The sequence below is a fragment of the Sideroxydans lithotrophicus ES-1 genome, from assembly GCF_000025705.1.
GTDB lineage: Bacteria > Pseudomonadota > Gammaproteobacteria > Burkholderiales > Gallionellaceae > Sideroxyarcus > Sideroxyarcus lithotrophicus.
The window spans coordinates 604,256-624,141 of sequence record NC_013959.1 but is presented as its reverse complement, the minus strand read 5'-3'; the positions used below and the strand labels follow the sequence as shown (position 1 = coordinate 624,141).

At 56.4% G+C, this 19,886-nt stretch carries 17 protein-coding genes; 6 read left to right on the top strand and 11 right to left on the bottom strand.

The genetic code is table 11. The features are described from left to right. Positions 1-6: 6 nt before the first annotated feature. Positions 7-708: a glycosyltransferase gene (locus SLIT_RS03040; RefSeq protein ID WP_013028750.1), complete on the top strand. Its 702-nt coding sequence runs from the start codon at positions 7-9 to the stop codon at positions 706-708. Between the two features lie 14 nt (positions 709-722). Here SLIT_RS03040 and SLIT_RS15050 read toward each other — a convergent pair whose 3' ends face one another. From SLIT_RS15050 to fliE, 11 genes are all read right to left on the bottom strand, one after another. Further along, positions 723-3,134, bottom strand: a complete 2,412-nt coding sequence (locus SLIT_RS15050) for a glycosyltransferase (protein WP_013028749.1) — start codon at positions 3,132-3,134, stop codon at positions 723-725. Next, the gene (locus SLIT_RS03030) at positions 3,070-4,041 is read right to left on the bottom strand and encodes a phytanoyl-CoA dioxygenase family protein (protein WP_013028748.1); all 972 of its coding nucleotides are present in this window, start codon (positions 4,039-4,041) and stop codon (positions 3,070-3,072) included. Before SLIT_RS03030 ends, SLIT_RS15050 begins: the two co-directional genes overlap by 65 nt. Before the next feature lie 3 nt (positions 4,042-4,044). Next, the gene (locus tag SLIT_RS03025) at positions 4,045-4,992 is read right to left on the bottom strand and encodes a glycoside hydrolase family protein (RefSeq protein WP_013028747.1); all 948 of its coding nucleotides are present in this window, start codon (positions 4,990-4,992) and stop codon (positions 4,045-4,047) included. 6 nt (positions 4,993-4,998) lie between these two features. Then, a complete protein-coding gene (locus SLIT_RS03020; RefSeq protein ID WP_013028746.1) occupies positions 4,999-5,802 on the bottom strand; it encodes an FkbM family methyltransferase in 804 nt (267 codons plus the stop codon). Between the two features lie 9 nt (positions 5,803-5,811). Further along, on the bottom strand, positions 5,812-6,471 hold the full coding sequence (locus SLIT_RS03015; RefSeq protein WP_013028745.1) for an acetyltransferase: 660 nt from the start codon (positions 6,469-6,471) through the stop codon (positions 5,812-5,814). Continuing rightward, positions 6,464-7,105, bottom strand: coding sequence for a class I SAM-dependent methyltransferase (locus SLIT_RS03010; protein ID WP_013028744.1), 642 nt, complete (start codon positions 7,103-7,105; stop codon positions 6,464-6,466). The genes SLIT_RS03015 and SLIT_RS03010 overlap by 8 nt, the downstream gene beginning before the upstream one ends. Beyond that, complete coding sequence (locus SLIT_RS03005) at positions 7,102-7,803, bottom strand: WbqC family protein (RefSeq protein WP_013028743.1); 702 nt, start codon at positions 7,801-7,803, stop codon at positions 7,102-7,104. Before SLIT_RS03005 ends, SLIT_RS03010 begins: the two co-directional genes overlap by 4 nt. 8 nt (positions 7,804-7,811) lie before the next feature. After that, positions 7,812-8,924 (bottom strand): dTDP-4-amino-4,6-dideoxy-D-glucose aminotransferase VioA, encoded by a 1,113-nt coding sequence (vioA, locus tag SLIT_RS03000; protein ID WP_013028742.1) that lies wholly within the window; start codon positions 8,922-8,924, stop codon positions 7,812-7,814. After that, a complete protein-coding gene (locus SLIT_RS02995) occupies positions 8,921-11,716 on the bottom strand; it encodes a tetratricopeptide repeat protein (RefSeq protein WP_013028741.1) in 2,796 nt (931 codons plus the stop codon). Before SLIT_RS02995 ends, vioA begins: the two co-directional genes overlap by 4 nt. 56 nt (positions 11,717-11,772) lie before the next feature. After that, positions 11,773-14,115 (bottom strand): tetratricopeptide repeat protein, encoded by a 2,343-nt coding sequence (locus SLIT_RS02990; RefSeq protein ID WP_150102926.1) that lies wholly within the window; start codon positions 14,113-14,115, stop codon positions 11,773-11,775. A gap of 80 nt (positions 14,116-14,195) precedes the next feature. Next, a complete protein-coding gene (fliE, locus tag SLIT_RS02985) occupies positions 14,196-14,522 on the bottom strand; it encodes a flagellar hook-basal body complex protein FliE (RefSeq protein ID WP_013028738.1) in 327 nt (108 codons plus the stop codon). Positions 14,523-14,685: 163 nt separating this feature from the next. Between fliE and fliF the strand changes: the two genes are divergently transcribed. From fliF to fliJ, 5 genes are read left to right on the top strand one after another with little or no spacing between them, the layout of a single operon-like run. Then, a complete protein-coding gene (gene fliF, locus SLIT_RS02980) occupies positions 14,686-16,326 on the top strand; it encodes a flagellar basal-body MS-ring/collar protein FliF (protein ID WP_013028737.1) in 1,641 nt (546 codons plus the stop codon). Beyond that, the gene (gene fliG, locus SLIT_RS02975) at positions 16,323-17,312 is read left to right on the top strand and encodes a flagellar motor switch protein FliG (protein WP_013028736.1); all 990 of its coding nucleotides are present in this window, start codon (positions 16,323-16,325) and stop codon (positions 17,310-17,312) included. The genes fliF and fliG overlap by 4 nt, the downstream gene beginning before the upstream one ends. Further along, positions 17,305-17,913 (top strand): flagellar assembly protein FliH, encoded by a 609-nt coding sequence (locus SLIT_RS02970; protein ID WP_013028735.1) that lies wholly within the window; start codon positions 17,305-17,307, stop codon positions 17,911-17,913. Before fliG ends, SLIT_RS02970 begins: the two co-directional genes overlap by 8 nt. Continuing rightward, positions 17,910-19,406 (top strand): flagellar protein export ATPase FliI, encoded by a 1,497-nt coding sequence (gene fliI / locus SLIT_RS02965; protein WP_013028734.1) that lies wholly within the window; start codon positions 17,910-17,912, stop codon positions 19,404-19,406. The genes SLIT_RS02970 and fliI overlap by 4 nt, the downstream gene beginning before the upstream one ends. Positions 19,407-19,415: 9 nt before the next feature. After that, the gene (gene fliJ / locus SLIT_RS02960) at positions 19,416-19,877 is read left to right on the top strand and encodes a flagellar export protein FliJ (RefSeq protein ID WP_013028733.1); all 462 of its coding nucleotides are present in this window, start codon (positions 19,416-19,418) and stop codon (positions 19,875-19,877) included. The last annotated feature ends 9 nt before the right edge of the window (positions 19,878-19,886 follow it).

Below are 19,886 nucleotides of genomic sequence, written 5' to 3'. Positions count from 1 at the left end.
CGAACCATGCAACATAAAATCAGAATCGTTGTTGCCACGAGAGAAAGCAGAGAGGACTTTCTGTTCAAGACCGCATTGGGAAAATCCTTGGCGCTCTACAACTACCCGCAAATCGAGATCGCCTTGTTCGATCAGAATAAACTCGGCCTGCCTGCTGTCTACAACATGGCAATCGAAGCCGCGAAACAGGATCCGGCGATATTGGTATTTGTTCACGACGATGTGCATCTATGCGGGTTCAACTGGCCCGCCGAGATCGTGGAAGGACTCGATCACTTCCAACTGATTGGCCTTGCCGGCAACAGACGAAGAGTCACTTATCAACCAGCCTGGTGTTTCGTGGATGCCAAGTTCACCTGGGATACCCAGGAGAATCTGAGCGGCATGGTCGGGCACGGGACAGGATTCCCGCCCGCGAACATAAAACAATTCGGTCCTCCCGGCCGAGAAGTGAAGTTGCTGGATGGCTTGTTCATGGCGTGCGACAGCCGCACCTTGCTGAAACACGGCTTGAAATTCGATGAAAGATTCGACTTCCATTTCTATGATATGGATTTTTGCCGTGAGGCGGAGAAGCTGGGGATCAAAATGGGTACTTGGTCGATCTCGACCATCCATGAGAGCCTTGGCAACTTTGGCTCGGAGGCCTGGCTTGCAGGATATTTAAAATATCTCGAGAAATGGGAAAAGCCGGTCAACCAGCGGTAACCGCCCCATCCTGTTCAAGTCAGTTTGGCTTCCAGCAACTTGTTCCGATACAGGACGTACGTCTCAATGAATGGCGGCAGCCCAGTCTGCAAGAACTGACTTTTCAAGGCATCGCACACCATCAACTTATCCAGAATTGCTCGTGATTGCGGAAACGAAAGTGGCGCCTTCCGTATGTCTATGGCCACTTCACTCCTGATGCGCTGTTCTGCCATGACAATGGTAACCAGCCGCTCCAGGATAAAGACCTTCATTGCATAACTGGAGGAATTCCTGTGTTGCGTCAGATCGACCAGGCTGTGCTTCAGCTCGCAATCCGGTCCCTCGCACACATTGAATATCTTCTCGGCGTACGCAAACCATTTCTTCCAGAACGAGTAACGTGCAACGAAGTAGTTCGAGAAGATTGTCGTGGTCTGGTCGCAAATCAGGGCATTCAAGTCCAGATTCACATTGAGCAATGTCAACACATTCTGGGTAGTTTTGAGCAGGCCGGGATGATGGCTTTCCCCATGATAGAAAGGACTGGGGTGAAGCGCCCCTTGATCAAAATAGGGTGAGAAGCTGATGACGTCCGCGCTGGAGTTCCGCACGAACTCCAACACCTGGCTTCCGGACATGGCGGTTTTCTCGAAGAATCTCGGCGAAAAGAAACCCAGATAAGTGTCGTCACTAAAGGATTGGCTCAACAGAACTTTGCGTATAGACCAGTATTCGCACCAGTCTGGCCGGGCATTTTCGATGTTGTCCAATGGGATAAAACTCGGGTCGACCAGCGATCTTGTATTCGCGTCGTAGAAGATCTGAAAGATCCGGATCTCTTTTTCCGGCCCGACTGTTGAGCAGCCAGAATTTTCGTCTATCTCATCCCGCCCCTTTGCAATGTCAGACACCAGTCGCTGCCATGCACTCGGCGAGATCGGATTGATATTCGACAATACCTCACGCACGATCTCCAGCACCGCTCCATCCTGCGGTTGCTCATGCAATATCCCGCCCCAGGTCGCCAGCGCTCCATCCACATCCCCCGCCGCCAGCCGCATCGAAGCATAATTCCGCGCTGTGGTGCCGGCATTGCCTTCCAGCGCCAAGCCGTGCTCGAAGCAGACGGACGCCCTGGCGAGATCGCCTTCGTTGAAGTACTGCACGCCCAGATCGTTGTACACATCCCAGCAGCTACTGCCTTTTTCTGCCAGCGCTTCCAGCAGCGCCTTGCCCTCTGCAACCTGCCCCGCTTCAAGCAGACGTGCCGCCTTTTCATAGGCACTCCTGTCAGCCGGCATTTCGACCTTGTTTGCATTGGTTCGCGACGCAGCCTGCCGCACAGCAGGGCTGCCGGTTCTTGCTGACCTGGCAAGCTGCGCAATCTGTTCCGTCTGCTTGGCAATGACCACATCCCGCTCAGTGAGCTCCGTCCTCTGGTTCATGACAGTCTCCAGGCAGAACAGGTCGTGCTTTCCGGTCAACGCGGTAAAATCGCGGTAATCAAACTGGTACAGCGACTTGATCCTCTCCTTGGTATCTGGGTCTGCCAGCAGATCGAACAGCGTGTCTATGCCCAACAGTTTCGCCCATAGCATCGCGGCATCGCCCAAGGCCGCCACGGCAAAGACGAATTGGGGGACACAGCCGTTCTGCCGACGGTACTGTTCCACCTCCGGAAAGATGGCCACCAGTTCCTCGAAGGTGCTGATGCGCAGAAAATGCTTCAGGACGTGGAGGTACTCGGAACGGTCGCGGATGCGCACCTCAGGCCGGTTGCCGCTGGCATTCATCTCGGCATCCCGCACACGGAATCTGACCAGCCGCTCCGGCAGCACATGGATCTCATACTTTAGGCACAGCCGCACCCACATGTCGAAATCGGTCAGCTGGGCCAATGCATCCAGATACAGTCCGCAATCCTCGTAGCACTGCTTGCGGATCAGGATGCTGGGATGGCACAGCGCATTGCCGCGGAAGAAGAACTGCCGCAACCATTCCTGGCGCGAGCGATTGGGCTGGTTGAAGATGTTGTAATAAAAATGCGATTGATCGGCCAGTGGCTGGCCGCGTTCGTCGATCGGCTGGGTATTGGTGAACACCGCGCCGATTTGCGGATTGGCCGCAAGGCAATCGACCTGCTTCTGCAACTTGTCCGGTTCCCATACATCGTCAGAATGATGGATGGCGATGTACTCGCCTGTTGCGATTTCTGAAATTGCCTTGTTCACCCCGAACACACCGCCGACATTCTTCTCATTGCGATATGCCTTGATACGCGGATCGGAATATTGCTTGATCAACTCCCAGGAGTTATCCGAAGAGCCATCGTCCCAAATAATCAGCTCGAAATCGGCAAAGGTCTGGTTCAGCGTATTTTCAATCGATTCGCGAACGAATTTTGCATGGTTGTATGAGGAAAGGATGATCGAGACTTTTGGCATATTCACTATTCACAGTCTGTTTATATTGTCGAACGATGTTACTTGATGCTTCAACCAATGTACTAGTTCCGCAATCTAATTCAGTTTTTTCCGCGCTCTGAAACACCGCCGCAACCTGCTCAATGGAAGGGAAATCGGGGAAATACTGTGTGCGATGAACCGAACGCTCGTAGGCGCTTGGATAACAGCGGTCCACGAAGGTCGGCTCGTCGGCATTGTCGAACCGGGTGGAGACCGCCAGCCGGCATCTGCCATCGGTGCCGCTGGTGGAACTGCGATGGACGGTGAACATGGACATGAAGATCACGTCACCCGCTTCAACCTCTGCCGGAATAAAATCCGCCTCCCGATACTGATCGGGCGCCACCTCCCATGATGCGCTACCGCATCCTGTCATGGGCAGCAAGCCGCGCTTATGGCTGCCCGGGATCACTTCCAGCGGAAAGTTGTCCCTGTCCACATCCACCAGCGGAATCCACACGACCACGCCATCCAGACTCCCCTGCACCGAGGGAAAATCCTGATGGGTGACCAAGCCAAAATAGCCGTCGGGGATCTTCAATTCGTGCGCCATGATATGGACCACCTGCCCGCCAGCGACGAAGATGTCCCGCCAGCCGAACCTGTCGCGCAGGAAACCGCTGATCCTTGGATCATGGGTCAACTGGTAGACATCGAGTTTCCGCCACAATGCCGCGGCGACTTTCTTGTATCTGCCCAGATCACACCGGTGCAGCGTTTGCATGGCAGAAAATACATCGCTTTCTGCGCTGCCCGATTGCCCGCGCAACTGGTCGGCAAAAGTCTTGCCCAAGGAATGCACGACCTTCTGCACGCGTTGCCTGTCGAGCAGGTTCTTCGCGATGAAGAACCCGTCCGAATTGAATTTTGCCAGCTCCGCAGTCATCGCTCACGCCTCCGTCAATTCGGCATAACCGAACCCGGTCTGCCCGAAACCGTTGCCGTTGTAGAACATGTAACGGCGGGAGCCGACATCCACCACTTCGGGGTAGGCCAGCATGAATGAATCCCATCCCTCGGCGCTCGGCACTATTCCTGCCATGTCATCCAGCCGCGTCCACACCAACCCGTCGCCAGACTCGGCATAGCCGATGCGATAACTGTTCGCCCGTGCGCTGCGGTAATCGGCATGGCTGCGGTAGCTGTACCACATGCGATAGAGCAAACCATCCTTGCGCACGCTGGCACGCACGATGCCACCCTCTGCAGGGCTGGCGTAATCGATGGCGACGCGCCCCTCCCTGCGCCAGTGGATGCCGTCATGCGACTCGGCATACTTGAGATGATAGCGCGGCTCCATGCGCCCCTCGACCATCTCCCAGCCAGTACAAGACAGATACCAGTTGCGCCAGATGCCATTCTCGATCCGGATGCAGGTCGTCGCGCAAAAATACGGCTCTTCAGCGGTGCGGTCCATCACCGGCCCCTCGAACATGCGGCGGTATGTCTCCCCGCCATCATCACTCACCGCCAGCCCCACCGAGTTGTGGTATGGCACGGTGTTGCGCACGTTCCAGCCGATGTAATACAGATACTTCTGCCCGCCCCGGTCAACAATGGCAGAAGGCATCATGCCGCAATCGTCAAACGTCCCCGGTCGGCCCAGCGGCAATATCGGTTCGGCCTGGATGGCGAGGATGGTAGATGGATTCCGCGCATCCACATCCATCCTCGCAATCAGACTGCGATTCGTCTCATCCCGGCTGCTGAACAACACCCGCAACCGTTCGTCATCCAGCACGTCTACCGTCGGGATCTGGGCGTGGGTGCGCGCCCATGGCAGCCGTTCGTCCACCGAATAGATCAACCCGCGCTTGTTCCAGCACATTGGCTTCATGACGGATCAGCTTCCCCCTTTTTCAAAGATGCAGTTATACAGACCGTCGTAGTTCTGCACCTGCACCCTGCTCTTCAAGGTATAACCGCGGCTTGCAAAGAACGACATCGCGAACGCATCCATGAATTCCTGCGTCAATTCGATGAATACCGACTTTGCCGAAGCCAGGCTGGCATCTGCACCGGACAGCACCTCCGCCTCTGAGCCATCGACATCGATCTTCAGGTACCCGGGGCTGGGCATACCCATCGCGCCACTCAGATCATCCAGGGCGCACTTCAATACCGGATGCGAATATTCCGGCTGGAAGGCCTGTCCGAACACATCCCTGGGCTTGTCCAGTATCTTTTCGTGCCCACCCAGCTCCATCCGCTTGATATGGATGCGACCCACCGCCATGGCAGCCGAGATCGCCAGGTTGTAGCAACCTTCCAGCGCAACGCCAGTCGACCTGGAGTTGAGGTAATTATTGTATGACAACAAGAAATAATTCATCGGATCGGGCTCAATCGCAATCACCCGCAAGCCGCATGCCGCCGCATACAGGGCGAAGATGCCGTTGCTCGCGCCAATGTCGTACAAGACCTCCCCTTGCGGGATACAGTCGATCCAGTCCAGGAGTTCTGGCTCGATATGTTCATGTCCGCTTGCCATCCAGAGCAACCGGCGCGACAGGCACAGCCACTCCAGGCTCTTTCCCCTGACCGTGGTGCTATAGCTGAAACTGTCGAGGTCGAAACCATCAGCCTTGTTCAGCTGCTCGGCACCCACCAGTGTTTCCAGCGGGACAAATTCTCGTTTGAGCGCCATCGTTGTTTTTTACATCCTTATCTTGGTACTCGGCATGGCCAATTTCTCGGCTGGGTTACCCTTGTATGCCCCCCATGCCTCGGTATCCTTCATCACCGCCGCCGCCATCGCCACGAAAGTACCTTCGGCGATCTTCAGTCCGTCGCGCAGGGTGGCGTTCACGCCGAAGAAGCTGTATGGGCCGATCTCGCAATGTCCCGACATCACGACATGCGAGGTGAAGGTCACGTGGTCGTGGATCACGCCGTGATGGCCGATGTGATTGCCGCTCCACAGCACGACGTTGCTGCCGATCCGGGTGAACGGCTGGATGGTATTGTCTTCCAGTATGAAACAGTTGTCGCCGATCTCGTTGCCGAACATCGTCGCCTTGCTGCTGACATAGCTGATGCAGCCGTAGCCCTTGGCCTTGATGGATTTGTAGACCTGTTCGCGGTCGCGGTTCATGTTCTTCGGCGACATGGGCGCAAAGAACATGTGCTCGCCGGGTGGATAGACACCCTGCACCTCTTCGAATGGCACCACCGGCAGACCACGAAACACGCGCCCCTCGGGCAGGTAATCGCGATTGACGCTGAACGCGACCACTTCATGCGGCGAATCATGCTCCAGGTAGAAGTGCGCCAGCTCGGCGAAGTCCCTGATGCCAAAGATCACGACCTTAGACATGAAGCGGCTCCTTGTAGACATAGACGGTGTATTCATACAGACCATAATCGTTGCGGATGACGAAATGGCGCGACAGCTCCTTGGTCAGGAAGGCAATCAGCGGATCGGCCGGCAAATGGAACAGGTCGTCGCGCTCCCAGTCGACCGCCTTGGACATCACGTTAAAAGCCATGCCGCGGCGCACCTTGGGAAAAACGATGCGCAGCACCTGCTTGAAGTACTCGAACATCTCGTCGAATGCCAGTTCGCGCTTCTCGGTGAACACGCCGTTCATCACGACATAATCGAATTTGCACAGTCGTTCCGGCGCATCCAGTACATCGAGGCAGGTATAATCGATCTGCGGAAACTTGCTGCGCGACAACTCACAGAATGCGGGCGAGGCATCCAGACCGTGGTACTCAAGCGCAGCAAAGCGAGTGTTCAACATATACGGATACAAATGCGAAGCCCCGCAGCCGAAATCCAGCAGGGTCAGCCCCGCAGGATCTTCGCGCACCACCTCCAGCATCACGCGATAGCGTTTCTCCGCATCGAGCGGGTTGGGCCAGTCCACCCCAAGATGGGAATCGCCATGCTGCGCCAGGCAGTCTTCGTAATGCTCGATGATTGCCGTGTACTTGTGATCGTTCATGCCAGATCCATCTCGGCTAGCAGCTGCCGCGCTTCCGGCTGCGGATTGAACATGAGCACATCCAGGATCGACAGCCACGGCACGAACTCGCCTTTTCCTTGCGCATAGCTCACCGGCCGTGAACGCAGGAACTTCAGCTGTATTCCTTGCTGCCGGAAGCTGGCGCGATCATACAAATCTTCGCCACCGACCGGGTTGATGTAGATGTCGGCATGCTCCTGCCGGCAGATATCGAGTATGCGTTCCTGCCCACCCAGGTGCGAGTTGCGATAGATCCGGGAAGTGCCCTCAATCTCCACCTCCAGCGCGAGATAGCCCGCCACCTCGCGCAGGCTGTTGAGCAGGAACTCATCCAGCCGCACAGCGGGAAATGTGATCAGCCGCTCCATCAGCGCGAACACCTCCGCAAAACAGGGCGCCTTCGCATAAGCCTGGCGGATGGTTCGCAACAGCTTGTCGCGCCAACCCGGCTCACCCACCAGTTCGATTTCGCAGATCAAGCGATTCTGGCTGGCGCCGCGCAACGGCAGCGTGAACGTATGTGCTGCTCCATCGAGCAGCAAGCGGTTGCGGTTCACCCAGCCACGATTGATGTAATGGACATCGTCAAACACTACGAACTTGTCCACCGCCGCCATCAGCTGGAAATAACCGATGTAGGGAAGGAAGTATGGCTGCATGATGGCGATGGTCTTCATGCGCCCGCTTATCCCGTGATCAACCCGATCACCGAATCGAGCTGCTCGTCGGTCAGCCCTGGATAGATCGGCAGGCACAGCACTTCCTTTGCGGCCTGGCTTGCCACGCGCAGATTCGACTGCGCCGCTGAGGGCAAGCCGCGATACATGGGGAAGTCGCTGATCAGCGGATAGAAATAACGTCGGGCAAAGATATTGTGCTCGCGCAGCTTCCGGTACAGCTCATCGCGACTCAACGGATAACCGGGCTGCACCAGGATCGGGAAATAGGCGTAATTGGCGACATCTTCGTGGACGGCCGAGAAGCAGCGTATCCCCTGCACATTGTCGAAAGCCTTGCGATAACGCGCGTCGATGACCTTGCGTTGTTGCATTGCCGCATCAATACCCTTGAGCTGCAGCAGCCCCAATGCCGCGTTGAACTCGCTCATCTTGCCATTGATGCCGGGTGCAACCACCGTCACCTCGTCGACGAAGCCGAAGTTCTTCAGGTGGTCGATGCGCTGCTTGGTCTTGGCGTCCGGCGAAACGATGGCGCCGCCTTCGAAGGTATTGAACACCTTGGTCGCATGGAAACTCAGTACCGACAGGTCGCCATGATTCAACAGACTGCCGGAATGATACTGAACACCAAACGCATGTGCAGCATCGTAGATCACCCTGAGGTTGTAATTGTCGGCGATCTTCTGGATGGCATCGACAGCGCAGGGATGTCCATACACATGCACTGCCAGAATGGCCGTGGTGGAAGGAGTGATCGCAGCTTCGATCTTGGCCGGATCAAGGTTCAGCGTATCCGGATCGATGTCGACGAAGACCGGTTTGATGCCATTCCAGAGCAGCGAATGCGCAGTGGCTACGAAGGAATACGGAGTTGTGATCACCTCGCCGGTGATGCGCAATGCTTGCAGCGCGGTGACCAGGCCTATGGTGCCATTGGTAAACAGGGAGATGTACTTGACGCCCAGGTATTCGCACAGCGCCTGCTCCAGCTGCTGGTGAAAAGAGCCACCGTTGGTAAGTATCCGGCTATCCCATATCTGTTGCAGATACGGAAGGAATTCCTCCAAGGGCGGCAGCACCGGCTTGGTTACATAGATCGGCTCGTTCGATTTTGTCATTTGCTCACCACATACAGGATGCTTGTGTGCGTCAGACCCAGCGAATGGAATATTTCTTCACCAAAATATTCTTCACCCAGCTCGGCCACGTGGAACCCGTGACTGCGGATCTTGTTCACATAATCGTCATGAGCATACAGCCTGACGTGGTCATCCTGCCCATAAAGACGCCAGCGACCTGCCGCATCTTTCACGCTCGGGTCTTCCACAGTCCTCTCCAGCCCCACGATGATCGGTGCCACGAGAATGCCACAACCGCCCGTTCTGGTGATCCTGTACAACTCACGGATCGCCCTGTCGTCGCTTTCCACATGTTCAAGCACATGGCTGCAAATGAAAAATTCATAACTCTCATCGGCAAATGGCAGGTTCTGAAGGTCGACCTTATGGTCGACCTGCCCCATGCCAAAATCCGCAGTCTCGTAATTGGCAAACAGCTGCCGGAGCCTTTTCGACAGCGCTTCTTCCGGGGCGAAATGCATGACCTTGGCAGAACGACTCAATGAGTTCTTCTCAAGTTGTTGATCGATCCATAATGCATAAAGACGTTCACGGTCAGACGCTCCGCAACGATTGCACGTGTATTGCTCCAGCGAGATCATTTCGCCTTTACCAAAATGTTCGAATCCGTAAAGACGCGAGCTTTCGCGATAAAACTCGGGAAGCGGCAAAAAGGAGACCTGATTGCTGCCGCAAACAGGACAATAGGATTGCGACTGTCCTGCCATGTCAGCTGGCCCGCCGCGCAGATTCATCTCCAGGGCATCCACGTCTTCTCCGCCCAATCCATATTGTCTGGCCAAAGCAAGCACTTCACGCGCAACCTGCTTCTGACCTGCCTGATGCAAGGCATCGATGTAACTCAACCAGTATTGGCCGTGCGCCGGATCAGCTTCCAGCGCAGCCGCAAAGAACGGCAGACTGGCAGCAGGCTGCGATTTCTGAATATACAGTGAGCCCAGATTGTGATTTGCCTTTGAATGATTCTGATCGATTCCCAGTATCTCGCGATAAAGACGCTCGGCGTCATGCAATTGACCCGCCTGATGACACCTGACTGCTCCTTGCAGTAACTGATCTGCGGATGGCGCGCCATGCTTGGCATTGGTCGCGGACTCTTTCGCCCAAAGACAGATATGTCCCAGGATCGGCTTGCCATGATCGATGCGGAGTTGAGTGGCAACCTCCTCCTGTATCTGAAGGCCATTAACAGATGCCAATCGTGCAAGGTAACCGAGCGATTGGCCGTAACGCCCTGTGTTCTTCAACTGGTAATCCGGCACCTCGCCCTGAGCGTCCGACCGGCGCGGCGACATATCGCAATCCTCGACAGAGAACGCCAGTATCCCGCCCGGCCGCAGCAACCGTCCTGCTTCGGCGATCACGTCATCGAGTTTGCCCAGATATACGAACACGTCAGCTGCCACGATCACATCGAAGCTTGCAGCAGGCTCGCCTTGCATCATGGTCACCAGATCCGCCTGTTCAAGACGCTGATACAGCTTGCGCGCCCGCGCCTGCTCCAGCATCTTCGAGGAAAGATCCACTCCGACCAGTTGTTTTGCAAACGGTGCAACCTCCACTCCAAACAGTCCCGTTCCGCAGCCCAAATCCAGAACATCCCATTTGTCCGCATTCGGAGGGTGATGCGAAATTGACTCCAGCAACTTTCTGGGAGTTTCATATTTGAGCACTTGCAGCAAATGGCTGTCGAAGTTATCGGCATAGCTATCGAAAACATCCTCGACGTATTTGGCGGGCGCACGTTCGGTAGTCTCACCGGTCAGAGAGGCGATCAGATGCTGGTCTACGGGATTCCCCGGAGCCAGCAGGGATCGTTGTTGGAAATGCGTCAATGCTTCTTGCAGACGCCCAGTAGCCTGCAAGACGGCGCCCAGGCTGCCATGCACTTCAGCATAATCTGGCCTGATCTGCAGTGCCTTTCGGTAGCTGCGCTCTGCCTCGTCCAGCCGGTCCAGTCCCTGCAGGGTTATGCCCAGATTGAACAGTGCGTCGGCATTATCCGGATTGATCCGTAACGCAAGACTCAGCATCGCTTCCGCTTCGCTCAATCGTCCGAGACTCTGAAGAACGCCCCCCAGATTGCTGTGTGCCTCGGCATCGTTCGGCAACAACTCGACCGCCTTTTGCATTGGAATCAGGGCTTCAGCGTTCTTTCCCTGCTGCTTGCAGGCCACCCCCAATATCTTCCAGCCGAAACCATACTGGGGAAATCGCCGTGTCATCACTTGAGAGAGGGACATGACCTCTTCATACCGACCTTGTGTAAACAGTGCGATCAATGTGTTGATTTCTTGCTGGTGAGGACTTTTGCTTTGTTGAGTTGACTTCAGCTGATCATTCGTCCCGGCCGATTCGGGCTGATGTCCTGCTCCAGACAGGCCCGCACCTTCCAAACTCGCTTCCAGCGCATCGACATCATCGCCCTGCAACCCGCTCTGTCGAGCAAGCGCCAGCACTTGTCGCGCTTCTTCCGACTGGCCAGCCAGATGCAAGGTATCGATATAACTCAGCCAGTATTGCCCGTGCGCTGGATCCGCCTCAAGTGCGGCCGCGAAATAGGCAAGACCAGCTTCTGACTGTCCCATTTGCACCGACAATACCCCAAGATTGTGATTTGCTTTGGCATGATGTGGATCGAGTTTCAAGATGGCCTGATAGCATTGCTCTGCTTCTTGTAGCCGGCCGGCCTGATGCAACTCAACGGCTTGCAATAGCGCAAGCTCTAGCGTCCGCACACCAGCTTGCGTTAAAGAAATTTCCCGGGTCATTTGTTAATCACGTTTAGGTTCGTTCCAAAAAAGCCAGTTGGCGCCCATCGTTTTTTTCATCTCTCCAACCATCGACCCCACATCCCCCTCAATGCTTGCTCAAAGTTGCGCGCAAAGCGGGGCGCATCAAACAGAGGAGAAGACAAAACCTGATGGCGCAAGCCTGCCCGCAGCGATGCGAGTCGTTCTGGATCGGAGGAAAGATTTACCGCTTTTGCCACATAATCGTCTTCGTCGATTGCGATCCAATCCGCCAGTCCTGCGTTGCAATTGATGGTCTCCCCCAGATGAGATTCAAAACGATCGCCACGTTTGGTGAGTAGCGGCACCCCCATCCACAATCCTTCAATGCTCGTAGTGCATCCCGCATACGGAAACGGATCAAGCGCAATATCAATGTGCCGATAAGATTCCAGATATTCCGAGCGCGTAAGCGTGCCGGCGCCTTCAAGTATCAATCTTCTTTCCGGAATGCCGTACTGTGCATAGCGTCTTATCACCGATTCACGCATCTCACTTGCACTGAGTAATCTGGTCTTGAGAAACAATTGGGATCCGGGCACGGCAGTCAATATCTGCGCCCATAACGCAACTGTCGCATCGCTCATCTTAGTCAAGTTGTTCAGGCTGCCAAAAGTAATGCAACCTGTCGATAGCGATGGCAAAGGCGCGACATCCAATGCCACTGCAGGTTCAGTGAAACACATATAGCACTCCGGCAATCGCCAGATCTCTTCCGTGAAATGACCTGCCTCACGAATCGGTGCCACATAGGGATCAGCCAAAAAATAATCAATCTCGGCAACACCAGTGGTTGCCAAATAGCCCTGCCAACTTACCTGAATCGGCGCCGGTTTCCAGGCAAATACCGGCAAACGGTTATGCTGTGTGTGTCCTGACAGATCGATTAACACATGCAGGCCATCACCGTGTATCAATCTTGCAGAATCTTCATCGCTCATACCACACAACGGTCGCCATGCAGCAAACCGCGGCTGGAGGCGTGCAGTGATTTCGTCTGCCGCATGATATGTCGGGTAAGCGAACAACTCCAAACTGACCGGATCGATTTGCTTCAACACGCTTTCAAGAAAATAACCAATGGGGTGTTGTCGAAAGTCCCCAGACACAAAACCGATGCGCAGACGCTTAGCTTGTCGGTTGCATGACCAGTCGCGAAACTTTGCAGAGGCTTTGCTGCTCACTTTCATTCCATAAAACTTCGCTTCTGCAAGGCCGATTTCGGGATTGCTGTTCGATGCATAATTCATCATAAACAACAGATTGCTGTGCGCAGGAAAATACTCGGGATTGATCCTCAATGCTTCCCTATAGCATTGTTCGGCCTCGTGCAGCCGTCCCATATCCATCAACGTTGCCCCCAGATTGCTATGCACCTCAGCCTTTTCCGGGCTGATATGCAATGCCCGGCGGTAACAGGACTCAGCCTCCTGAAGCCGCCCCATATGCTTGAGTGTTCCTCCCAGATTGTTATACGCCTGAGCATGATCAGGCTGGAGCTGGAGAGCTCGCCGCAGACTGGCTTCAGCCTCATGGTAGCGCCCAAGTTCCTGCAAGGTATTGCCCAAATTGCTGTAGGACTCAGCACGAGCCGGTTCTAGTTGTATTGCGTGCTTATAGCTCACTTCGGCTTCGACCGGCCGCCCAAGATACTGAAGCACTGAACCCAGATTATTATAGGCATCGGCATAATTCGGCCTGATCTCTATTGCACGTCTATAACAGGCCTCTGCTTCCACTGGCTGTCCCATCGCTTTGCGGATGATGCCCAGATTGTTATAAACCTCAGGGAAATCAGCCTTGAGCATAAGAACGCATTGGTAGCAGTCTTCAGACTTCTGCCATTTTCCCTGCGCCATGAAGATATTACCCAGATTGAAGTACCATCCGGCAACATTCGGATTGAGCTGAATTGCCCTGCGATAGCTTGCGGCAGCCTCGTCCAGCATACCAAGTCCGTTAAGGATTATGCCAAGATTGCCGTGCGCCTCGGCATCGTTCGGCAAGAGGGTAATCGCATTCCTCATTGGCCCCAAGGCCTCGGCATTACGTCCCATTTGATTGAACAACACACCAAGCATCTTCCAACCAATCCCGTACTGCGGAAATCGAGCCGTCATCTCTTTGGACATGACAACCGCCTCCGGATAACGGCCTGCCGAAAAAAGCGCTACAAGATCATCGACCTCTCGCGATGCAGGTTCTTGGCTATCGCCTGTCAAAATCTGGCTGGAAAGCTGATGCCTAATATCTTTGCTCTGGACGTTTTGCATACCGATTCCCGGCAAGTGGTCATCCCGATGGTGCTCAAGAATTTCGCGAGAAGCCTGTGCTACAGACTGTGTTTCGGTTTGCTGTGTGGAAGTTTCAGTGGTCATTTGCCCGCCACAAATTTGGTAAAGATCAAATGCACTCTCGACGGGCCGATTGCCTGAGGAAGCATGATCGGCTCTACAAATCAGACCTGCATGTTCATGATGTCGTTATAGGCCGCCACCACCTTGTTGCGTACCTGCACGGCGGTCTGGAACGAGATATTGGCCTTTTGCATGGCGATCATGGTATCACTCAAACTGACCTTGTCATCGCCCAGCACAAAGGCTTTCTGCAGGTCTTCCGCCTGGTGTTGTGCCTGATTGACCCCGTCCAGCGAGGATTTCAACACATCGGCGAAATCCACGCCACCCGTCTGGGCTGGCGCCCGGGCCGGCTGGCCTTGTGCCGCGGCCATCGCCGCACGCATCTGGCTCAGCAGACTGTCTACATTGGAAACGTCCATACTCATGATCCACCTCCATTTTTCCTGGATGCACTCTACCCGTACCCCCAAGCGGGCTAGCAGCGGAAAAGCACCCGATTTCCCCCGCTTTTCGGCATACTGAACTTGTCTCGCAGGCAGATAATGCGCAGCGTGAGGGATTGCCCCTTGTTTCATCTGGAAGAAAAGCATGGCTGATACGGACGCAAATATGAACGTTTCCCTGACCCGGCTGCTGTTCGGCATGCCCAGTCAACAAAAACTCGGACTGATCGTGGCAGTCGCCGCCACAGTCGCACTTCTGGCAGGTCTGTTCATGTGGGGACAGACGCCGGATTACCGCGTGCTCTATGCGAACATGTCCGAACGCGACGGCGGTGCCGTCATCGAATCCTTACAGCAGCAGAACATCCCCTACAAGTTCACCGAAGGCGGCACGCTGATGGTCCCGGCCGACAGGGTGTATGAAGTGCGACTGCAGATGGCCGCCAAGGGTCTGCCCAAGGGCGGGACAGTCGGCTTCGAATTGATGGAGAACCAGAAATTCGGCACCAGCCAGTTCCTCGAGCAGGTCAATTATCAGCGGGCACTGGAAGGCGAACTGTCGCGCTCGGTGGAAACCATCGCATCTGTCGCCAGCGCGCGCGTGCACCTGGCCATCCCCAAACAATCCGTGTTCGTCAAAGAACAGCAAAAGCCCAGCGCATCGGTGATTCTTTCCCTGCGAGCCGGAAATTCCCTGGATGAGGGACAAGTCAGCGCGATCGTCCACCTGATCTCCAGCAGCGTGCCCAACATGAATGCGCAGAACGTCACGGTCGTGGACCAGAGCGGCACGCTGTTGAGTTCGGCACGCGACAGCAACGCCGAGCAGCTGATGGACGCGACCCAGCTGAAATACGTACGCCAGATCGAGCAGGATTACGTCAAGCGCATCGAAGATATCCTGATCCCGATCACCGGCGTGCAAAACGTGCGTGCGCAGGTCACCGCCAGTCTCGATTTCTCCCAGACCGAACAGACCGCCGAGACTTTCCGTCCGAACCAGCCGCCCAACCAGGCTGCAGTGCGCAGCCTGCAAACGCTGGAGACGCAGAACGGCACGACCAGCACGGGCGGTGTTCCCGGCGCGCTGTCCAACCAGCCGCCCGTTCCCGCCACTGCCCCCATCGTCACGCCAGCCAGCGCTGTAGTCGCCGCAGCAGGAACTGCAGGCAACATGCACAAGGAACTGACCACGAACTATGAAGTGGACCGCACCATCCAGCACACCAAGCTCCCGGTCGGAAGCATCAAGCGCCTTTCCATTGCGGTGGTGGTGAACAACCCCAGCACGACCGGCAAGGATGGTAAAGCCACCTCGCGTCCGTATACCGATGCTGAAAAAGCGCAGATCACCGCCCTGGTCAAGGAGACCGTAGGGTTCGACGCAAAACGCGGCGACAGCCTGAATCTGCTCAACAGTGCTTTCAACGAACAGCAGGAAATCATTGCGGAAACCCCGATGTGGAAGCAACCTGATACCATAGCGATGGCGAAGGATATCTTCAAATATCTGTTGATCGCAGGCGGTATCGGCTTCCTCCTGTTCGGCATCATCAAACCGGCCTTCAAGACCATCTCCGAACAAAGCGCAGCTCAGGAAACAGCGATGATGTCGGCCGCGCAGCACGGCCAGATCTCGCATCAGGCCGGTAACGCGGCCGGCCAATATGCCGCCCAGCAATCGGCCAGCTCTTACGAAGACAACCTGCAACTCGCCAAACAGCTGGCGAAGGACGACCCCAAGATCGTCGCCACGGTGGTCAAGGAATGGGTGAACAAAGAATGAGTGACGAAGGAATCAACAAGAGCGCGATCCTGCTCATGACGCTGGGCGCCAGCGAGGCTGCCGACGTGATGAAATACCTCGAGCCGAAAGAGGTGCAGAAGATCAGCGGCGCGATGGTTGCATTGAAGAACCTGTCGCGCGACGAGATCGCCAACGTGTTCGACGAATTCCACGTGATCGCTGCCGGAAAGACCACCATCGGCATGGATTCGAGCGAGTACATCCGCGACATGCTGACCAAGGCATTGGGCGACGACAAGGCTGCCGGCCTGCTCGACCGCATCCTGCACAACAGCGATACCAGCGGCATCGAAAGCCTGAAGTGGATGGAACCTGCCTCCGTCGCCGACCTGATCGCCAACGAGCATCCGCAGATCATCGCCACCATCATGGTCCACCTGGAGCCGGATCAGGCAGCCAGCGTGATGGCGCTGATGACCGAACGCACCCGCAACGACGTGATGCTGCGCATTGCCACGCTGGACAGCGTGCAACCCGCCGCACTGCACGAGCTGAACGACGTACTCACCAAGCTGCTTGCCGGCAACGCCGTCGGCAAAAAGAGCATCAAGGGCGGCATCAAGACCGCCGCCGAGATACTCAACTTCATGGGCAACCAGGAAGCTGTGCTGGAATCGGTGCGAAGCCACGACGCGGAACTGGCGCAAAAGGTGATGGACGAGATGTTCGTATTCGAAGATCTGATGGAAGTGGACGACCGCGGCATCCAGCTGGTGCTGCGCGAAGTGCAGTCCGAATCGCTCATCGTCGCACTCAAGGGCGCCAACGAAGAATTACGCGAGAAGATATTCAAGAACATGTCGCAACGCGCTGCCGAGATGCTGCGCGAGGATCTCGAAGCCAAGGGTCCGGTCAAACTCAGCGAAGTGGAATCCGAGCAGAAAGAGATTCTCAAGGTCGTGCGTCGCCTGGCCGACGAAGGCCAGGTCGTGATCGGCGGCAAGGGAGAGGAAGCTTATGTCTGACGCCGCTGTCGCACCGGAGAAGCTCACCGCCTGGCAACGCTGGGAAGCACCCGCGTTCGAGGCCGGCGGCAAGCGCGCAGGCGACGTGGCACTTCCGACCGCCTCGCAGATCGAAGAGATACAACGCCAGGCACGGGAAGAAGGATTCCAGAGCGGTTATGCCGAAGGCTTGCAAAGTGCGGCGCAGGAACAGCAGCTCCTGGCACAAGTCATCACCTCCCTGGGACAGCAGGTGGATGAACAGGTCTCGCGCGAACTACTCGGCCTGTCTCTGGACATCGCCCGCCAGATGCTGCACCAGGCACTCAAGGTGAATCCGGAGCTTTTGCTCGGCGTGGTGAGCGAAGCCATCGGTACGCTGCCGCACTTCAGCCAGGGCGCGCATCTGGTATTGCATCCGGACGACGCGGTCGTGGTGCGCAAGCACATGGGTGAACAGCTGACCCATTCCGGCTGGAAGATATTCGAGGATGCCCGTATCGAGCGCGGTGGCGCTCGTATCGAGACTGCCAACAGCCAGATCGATGCATCACTGGAGAGCCGCTGGAAACGGGTGGTCGCGGCACTGGGACAAGACACTTCATGGTTGGTACAGGAATGATCGACAGCCCCGACATCGTTGCGCAAGACGCTCCGGCACAGGCAGTGCCGCAGGGAGCCGCTGTTGCAGATGTCCACACAGCAACGGCCAGCCGCAACCGCCACCATCAGCGCTGGCAGGAACTGCTGCACCTGAACCGCGACCTGGTAGCACAAAGTAATCCCTTGCTGGTAAGCGGCCGCCTGACCAAAGTCACCGGACTGGTGATGGAAGCAGTCGGCTTGCGCATGGCCGTTGGCAGCACCTGCTGGATCGAACTGCCGAATACCCGCATCGAAGCCGAAGTGGTCGGCTTCGCCGGAGACAGATTGTTCCTGATGCCGGAGAACGACGTACAGGGACTGGTTCCCGGCGCGCGCGTGACTCCGGCCGAACCCATGCGCGCGCCGGTGGCGCCAGGCCAATCGCAGTTGCCGCGCCGCCGCAGCTCGGATCTGGCCCGTCATCTGCCGGTCGGTGAACACCTGCTGGGACGCGTGCTCGACGGTGCGGGACGCCCGCTCGATCAATTCGGCCCCTTGCTGGAAAGCAAGAGCGCGCCGCTGCAAAGCCGCCCGATCAACCCGCTGGAAAGGGCCGCGATCAAGGAAGCGCTGGATGTCGGCGTGCGCGCCATCAACAGCCTGCTCACTGTCGGACGCGGCCAGCGCATGGGCCTGTTCGCCGGCTCCGGTGTCGGCAAGAGCGTTTTGCTCGGCATGATGGCACGCTACACCAGCGCCGACGTGATCGTGGTCGGACTGATCGGCGAACGCGGACGCGAAGTCAAGGAATTCATCACCGACATCCTCGGCCAGGAAGGATTGAGACGCTCGGTCGTGGTCGCCGCTCCCGCCGACACCAGCCCGTTGATGAGATTGCAGGGCGCAGCCTACGCCACCACCATCGCCGAATATTTCCGCGACCAGGGCAAGAACGTGCTGCTCATCATGGATTCGCTCACCCGCTACGCCATGGCGCAACGCGAGATCGCACTGGCCATCGGCGAGCCGCCCGCGACCAAGGGCTATCCGCCCTCGGTATTCGCCAAACTGCCGCAGCTGGTAGAGCGTGCCGGCAACGGCGCGGAAGGCGGCGGCTCGATCACCGCGTTCTACACCGTGCTGACCGAAGGCGACGACCAGCAGGACCCCATCGCCGACAGTGCGCGCGCGATCCTCGACGGCCACATCGTGCTGTCCCGCCGACTCGCGGAACAGGGGCACTACCCTGCCATCGACATCGAAGCCTCGATCAGCCGCGCCATGAACCATCTGGTCAGTCCGCAGCATTTCCTGCAGGTGCAGCGCTTCAAGCATATGTACGCACACTACCAGCGCAATCATGACCTGATCAGTGTGGGCGCCTACGTCAAGGGCAGCGACCCGCTGCTGGATCAGGCTATCCAACTCTATCCGCACATGGAACATTTCCTCAAGCAAGGCATGTACGAGTCGGAGGTCTATACTGCCAGCATGGGCAAATTTTCCGATTTGTTCCCGAATGAAGGTTAATGGACGAACATGATCAAACCCTTTTCATTGCAACCCCTGGTTCACCTGGCGCAACAGAAGAATGATGCCGCCACAAAGAAACTCGGCCAGCTCAACCAGCAGCAACAGACTGCGCAGCAGAAGCTGGATGCGTTACTGCAATATCGCAAGGACTATCAGCTGAAATTCCAAGAAGCAGCAAAGAACGGCATGGCACCAGCCGACATGAAGAATTTTCAGGATTTCATCGGCCGCCTGGATCAGGCAATCCAGCAACAGACTGCCGTGGCCGAAAGGGCCAAGGCCGGCGTGCAGAACGGCCGCACCGAACTGATGGATGCCACACGCAAGATGAAATCCTTCGACACCCTGGCGCAGCGCCATGCCGAGGCGGAAAAAAAACTGGAAGCCAAAAACGAGCAACGTACACAAGACGAACACACCGGACGTTTCGCCGCGTACCGCTCGGCAAACAAGGACGACAAGCAATAATCACAGGAG